The 6,218-nt window shown below is 27.7% G+C and carries 8 protein-coding genes; 5 read left to right on the forward strand and 3 right to left on the reverse strand.

All coding sequences use genetic code 11. The features are described from left to right. Both KKC53_02990 and KKC53_02995 read left to right on the forward strand, forming a co-directional pair. Positions 1-250 (forward strand): DUF3048 C-terminal domain-containing protein (locus KKC53_02990; GenBank protein MBU2598130.1); only part of this gene is annotated, 250 nt, incomplete at its 5' end. Between the two features lie 35 nt (positions 251-285). Then, positions 286-789, forward strand: a complete 504-nt coding sequence (locus tag KKC53_02995; protein ID MBU2598131.1) for a bifunctional nuclease family protein — start codon at positions 286-288, stop codon at positions 787-789. Positions 790-922: 133 nt separating this feature from the next. On the opposite strand, the gene KKC53_03000 is transcribed toward KKC53_02995, so the two are convergent. Then, positions 923-1,516: a hypothetical protein gene (locus KKC53_03000; GenBank protein ID MBU2598132.1), complete on the reverse strand. Its 594-nt coding sequence runs from the start codon at positions 1,514-1,516 to the stop codon at positions 923-925. 333 nt (positions 1,517-1,849) lie between these two features. On the opposite strand from KKC53_03000, the gene KKC53_03005 reads away from it, so the two are divergent. Beyond that, on the forward strand, positions 1,850-2,575 hold the full coding sequence (locus KKC53_03005) for a hypothetical protein (protein MBU2598133.1): 726 nt from the start codon (positions 1,850-1,852) through the stop codon (positions 2,573-2,575). Between the two features lie 224 nt (positions 2,576-2,799). Next, entirely contained in the window at positions 2,800-3,270 is a 471-nt protein-coding gene (locus KKC53_03010) for a hypothetical protein (GenBank protein ID MBU2598134.1), read from the forward strand. A 918-nt stretch (positions 3,271-4,188) separates the two neighbouring features. Here the strand turns inward: KKC53_03010 and KKC53_03015 are convergent. Both KKC53_03015 and KKC53_03020 read right to left on the reverse strand, forming a co-directional pair. Next, positions 4,189-4,650 (reverse strand): hypothetical protein, encoded by a 462-nt coding sequence (locus KKC53_03015; protein ID MBU2598135.1) that lies wholly within the window; start codon positions 4,648-4,650, stop codon positions 4,189-4,191. Positions 4,651-4,721: 71 nt separating this feature from the next. Further along, positions 4,722-5,366 (reverse strand): DUF3786 domain-containing protein, encoded by a 645-nt coding sequence (locus tag KKC53_03020; GenBank protein MBU2598136.1) that lies wholly within the window; start codon positions 5,364-5,366, stop codon positions 4,722-4,724. Between the two features lie 231 nt (positions 5,367-5,597). Between KKC53_03020 and lexA the strand changes: the two genes are divergently transcribed. Further along, on the forward strand, positions 5,598-6,218 hold a 621-nt coding region (gene lexA / locus KKC53_03025), incomplete at its 3' end, for a transcriptional repressor LexA (protein ID MBU2598137.1).

Below are 6,218 nucleotides of genomic sequence, written 5' to 3' on the forward strand. Positions count from 1 at the left end.
ACAAATAACAGATATTACACGTGATATTAGTAGTGAAAAGGGTCATATGGTTGTAAGGACAGCAGGTTATGGAGATGCCTTATTTTTTATGGATGGAAAAGTAATAAAAGGAACATGGAGTAGAACAAGCGTTGCAGATCCTTATCTCTATTTAGATGAGGAGGGGAGACCAATAGGATTTAATGTTGGTTCAACATGGATATCATTTATACCCTCTTTAGATAAAGTATCAAGTACAAGTTTACAATAATTAATGACAATATATTATTTTTAAATATATTTATTATGAAAAATCAAAATAACAAAGAAGAAAATAATTTTATAAAGATTGTTTTAGAAGGAATCAGAATAGAGATACCTTCACGCAAACCTCTTATGTTGCTTAAAGAGGAAAAAGGTAATAGATATCTTCCTATATGGATAGGATTAAGTGAAGCATATGCTATTGCATTAGAACTTGAAGGTTATAAACCTCCAAGACCTATGACTCATGATTTGATGATTTCTTTATTAAGTCTTTTAAATACAACCATTGAAAAAGTTTTAGTAAATAATCTTATTAACAATACATTTTATGCTGAAATAACTTTGATGCGTAAAGATAAGATATTAAAATTAAGTGCACGACCAAGTGATGCAATTGCTATTGCTGTAAGGGTAAAAGTCCCAATTTTTGTATCCAAGAAGGTTTTAAACATAGCATCCATAAATATAGAAACTGTTGACGATGAGATAAAAAGATTTAAGAAATTTCTTGAAACAGTTAGACCAGAAGATTTTAAAGCTTAATGTGCTGTTTTTTAGTTTTACTTGTTTCCCCTCCCTTTATGGGAGGGGGTAGGGGGAGGGTATAAGTTTAAAATAAAATCTTTTCAGAGAAAAATATTAACAGATTCAATATGTTCTACTAAATAATAAAAATTTATAATAAATTAGCGATCATAATTTGAGACCATCTCTCCATTTTATTCTTATATTTTAGTAAATCTTTCTTATTAACTAATTTACCCTCCATCTTAGACTTTTCTCTAACTTCAATACCTGAGCTTTCAATTTCAATCAAATATGCAATTCCAAAATGTACTTTTCCAACATCATCGAAATCATCATTTATACATCCAATAATTTTACTTTTTAATTTCCCTCTATAAATTAGTTCCTCATTAAATTCTCTTTTTAATCCTGAATAAATTAAATCATGTGATTTATCAGTATCTTTTTCATTTATATGGCCACCTATACCTACTGAATATTTGTGAAAAAGTCTATCTTCTGCTCCAATGGGAAATCTTTGAAACATAAAATACTTATTTTTAAATTTTATTATCAAATAAGGAATTATCTGTTTGTAATTTGCATCATTCTCAACTAAAAATCTTTTCATAAATATTGAGTATTTTCTTATTCTTTTTAAATAATAGGTTATCTTCTCTCTTTCAAATCCCTCAAAAAATATACTTTCAAATAATTTTTCTCTTGGTATAACCAAAATTTTTTCAATATTCTCCTTTTTCATTTTATTTTTTCTTTCTTTAATATTAAATCAACTTAATATTTTATTTTATAATGATATCATTGATTTTAAGATATTTTATTTAAAAATTAATTTAAAAAGAAGTTTATTTATTATACTATTATCACTATATTTCAATTTAAATAAATTATTTCAAAAAGGATAGCTTATTGTGAAGAGAAATGAGAAAAATGAAAGTAGGGAAGAAAGGTTGCTTCTACTAATTAAACGCACTTTACCTGGAAAAATAATTGACCTGAATAAAAAGGGATTGAAACACTAGGAATCTTTTTTGTTATTAAACATTTTGTAAATATGAAAATAAAAGAAACATTAATGGAAATAGCTGCGACTATCGGTGGCTTTATTATTTGGATATTAATTATCGCAGCAATTTTTGGAATAATTTATGTAATAAAAATACCCTGGGCTGTTACTTCTCTTTCTGCTTTGGAAGCTTATCCAGAAGCAGAAAGAATCGCCAAAGAGAAATATGCCGATGCTTATTTATGGAACGTAGAAGCTAATACCGGTGAAATAGAATCTCAGGTGATCGGCTATGGTGATACAATCGAAGTTAAAACAAAATGGAATAAAAATCCCAGGCCCTTACATGATGATGGAACGGCTGAGGAATGGTATTTTTCATTCTATTCACCTTCTGAAAAATTGGATATTCTTGTAAATATTATAAAAAGGAAATCGTCCGGAAAAATTGAAGGAAATAGTTCAACAAAAGAAATAAAATTATCTTTTTCACAAAGAGTGGGACTTTCAAAAGAAGAAATCGAGGAGAAAGAGAAAGAGTTACGAGAAGGAAGAGAAAAAGCGATTTTCGATCCCAAAAATTGGAAAGTTGATTCTACTGAGGCAATAGATAAAGCGAGGGATGAGTTTTCTATTGCCAGATTAGCACTGGGAGGACAAAAAGATGAAACTCCTACTTGGATAGCTAGCTTGGCTGAACTCAAAAAAAGTCCAGGAGGAAAACAATGGGTATGGAAGACCATTGCTAAGATTGATGCAGTTTCTGGAGAAATTTTAGAAGAATTAGTAAAATAAATAACTCACAAAAGTCAAATATTATTACAATAACAGTTGTATATAGGAGTACGAATTGGTCAGAATGCATAATCAATTATCAAAAAAGGGTGAAGGACTTCTCCTAGAGATTACAGAACAGATCACACAGTCGGGACAAAACAGCGCTCAAAATTACCGGTCCTACACCATAAGGGTGGGAGGAGCTAAATGCTCAAAAAAACTATACAAGGAGGTGAACTATTATGGCGAAAGCGAAAGTTGTAATGCCGCCTAACCTTGGGTTAACTAGCGAAAGGGCTAGAGAGGTATTTGAAAAGTATTTCGGTGACAAGTATGAGATTCTGAATGCACCTAAGATTCGATTTTATGTCAAAAAAAGAGCTTTTATTGTCAAAAAGAGTGCTTGGGTAGGGGCTCTTGTTTGGTTAGAGCAGAAGAAGGGCAAGACTTACTTCGTTCTCGATGGAAAGCCTGCTTCCATAGCGATATGGGCGATATTTTTCACGTTATGTGTTTGTGCCTATGTTCCTTTTTTTTATGCTCTTAGCTTTGGGAGAACAGTAAAAGCTGTTGTTGGTAGTTTTATAATGGCGAATATTATAGTATTTCTTTTAACCTACATTGAAAGTCTCCCTAGTAAAAAATTGCTAAAAGAAGCAAAAGCATTCTTAGAAAATACAGATAAATTCAGGGAAACTTTATCGCAAATTTAAAGTGTAGAGAAATTGAAAGATCAGCTATGAATTTGCCTGTCTTTATGATCGGCTGGTGGAAGACCCTATCGGTAATATTTTCCAATTTATACGCTTTCTTACTTTAATAATTATCTTTATACCTGCCCAAATTCATCCATTTGCTGGATATCTGATATGTCTACTTTTAGCAATTATAGGTCTTTTTAGTAGTATTCTACGATTATTTAAATCACTATTGAAAGGAAAAACTTAGGCATCATTAATTAATAAGATTAGGCAATAAAGAAAAAAGACAAAAATATAAGTTAAAAAAGTTTAAATTCCCGATTGATTTAATTGAGTTTCCGATTAAATACAGTAGTGATCTAAATGTATTAAAAGGAAAAGAAAAATTACTTGAATTTTATTTAGAAGGTAGATATTTATAAAAATAACTTGATTAAAAACTTACAATATTTGATCTATTAATAATACCTGATAAGATAATATTATTGTATGAAAACACCTGGTAAAAAGGTATATAAAGATATTTGAATGTATAATTATAGGGAAGAAGAGATATTGAAGCATAAAATTAACAAAGATTGATAATTAATTAGCTTCAAAGTTTAAAATAGAATAAAATTGTTTATAAATTATATCTTTCAGTAAAAATATTTTTTAAATTTTGAAATTTTATGGAATATAAAAATGCCAAAGAGAGATATAAGAAAAAGTTTTAAAAGAAGAAGACCGTTAAAACATTGGGAAATAAGTAAGAAACAAAAAGGTAAAAAACGTATAAAAATCCCAAAGAGAAAGTAAAAAGGAAGGGAATAAGTAAAATTATAATCAAGTTTACATAAGATATATTAGCGGAACTTGTAATTATAATAGAAATTCTTTAAATTTTTAACTTTTAAATGTTTTTCTCTTATTTTTAATATATTTATAATTTTATATAAATTTTATAAGTATAGATTTTTCGTCAATTAATATCAATGTTCCATCTTCCTGTTTAGAATATATAGCTAAATTCAAGAAATTTTCAGATGAATTTTTGGGTATAAATTCTATTTTCCAGGGAAATACACCCTTCAGTATTTTTTTAGAATCAATATCATGACTTAGGTCAGCTATCTTTAATTTTACATTTTTATCCTTTTCTTTAAGTTCTAAAAATATATTATAAAATCCCTTTTTGTAAGATATGTTATCGTTATTTTTTATTTCATATTTAATTAGAACCTCATCCCCAATTTTCAGTTGATCTTTATTTATACTTAGTGTTAACTCAAGATCCGGTTTGAATTCCTTTTGTTTTGGATATATGGGTATTATTACAATTAAAAATATTATTAAAATTAAAATAATAAAATAAAAAATCATTGAAAAAATAGCACCTTTTTTAATTTTCATCTATTTATCACCATTTTATTAGCTAAATATAAATCTTTTTTAACAAAGCTAAAATCTAACAGTTTATATTCTTAAATTTTTACATTTATTAATTCTTTTATAAGAAATATTGTTAGCACCTTTACTTCTGCTGCTAATAGCAGATTTTTTACAGATTTATCATACAAAACATTTACTTTCGTAGGAAATTCCTCATCAGCCTTATAAAAAACAAATAAAACAGGATATTTTGGAAATGGTTTTAATAAAATTCCCATATCCCCTATTGAAATATTTTCACCATTAAGTTTTTTTGCTGTTAAAAGCAACCTATTTGGTTCTTCCGAAAAGATTTTGACTAAGGGAGATAAAGTACCAGGAATTGTTTTTGCATAAAATAAGGCATCCGGAATCTCTCTGTATGATATCCACCCCTCCCCTATTTCTCTTGATGTACATCCTAAAAGGTAATGTATAGTTATCACACTTAAACGTAGATCTATTTTTTCCATGTTATCAGACCAGTAAATATTTTTATTATTCATATCTACAAGAATTTCTCTATTTAAATATGGAATTACAATTTGTTTGTGACCCTCTTTAGTTGTTATATAATTGACATCTGATTTCTTTGATATATCATCTAAATTTGCTTTCTTTAGTTTTAAAAAAGCATCATCAAATAGTTTTTTTATCATTTCTAATTTTTCTTTTTCAATTCTATCTTTATATAACATATATTTCCTTTACTTTTTTGTCCTTCTTATCATTTTTTTTATAATAACATTATTTATGACCAAAAGATCATCGTATTCTATATTTTAATTTGTATTGGGTGATTTTAGCAAAAATTTAAAGAATTAACAAAAGATTATGAATCGAACCTACGTTTGCTTTTTTATAAAATTTATGATATATTAATAAAAATATATTTTATAAAAGGTTTATTAAATAACAGGAGAATATTGATGATTGGTGAAAAACTTACAAAGAGACAAAAACAGATCTTAGATTTTATTGAAGAGTTTATTATTAAAAAGGCTTATCCCCCATCAGTTAGAGAAATCTGCAAAGCAGTGGGGCTTAGTTCTCCAGCAACTGTTCAGAGTCATTTAGATAAACTAAAAACAAAAGGATATATTAAAAGAGATCCACTAAAACCCAGGACAATTGAAATAATATCTCCATCTAAAAAATATGAAGGAATTTTAGGAAAGAAATTTGTTTCAGTTCCAATTGTAGGTAAAATTGCTGCTGGAATACCACTTTTAGCAGAACAAAATATTGATGAATATTTTCCACTCCCTACTAATTTTATTAGCTCTAAAGATAATTTTATATTAAGAGTGAAGGGTGAAAGTATGATAAATGCAGCAATTAAGCCTGGAGACTTATTGGTAACAAAAAAACAGAACACTGCTGAAAATGGTGATATTGTGATTGCATTGGTAGAAGATGAAGCTACAGTAAAAAGATTCTTTAAAGAGGATGGTAAAATACGCTTACAACCAGAAAACGATCTTATGGAACCAATAATATTATCCAATGTTAAAATATTGGGAAAAGTAATCGCATTAATAAGGAAGATA

It is taken from the genome of Actinomycetota bacterium (genome assembly GCA_018830725.1).
Classification (GTDB): Bacteria; Actinomycetota; Humimicrobiia; order JAHJRV01; family JAHJRV01; genus JAHJRV01.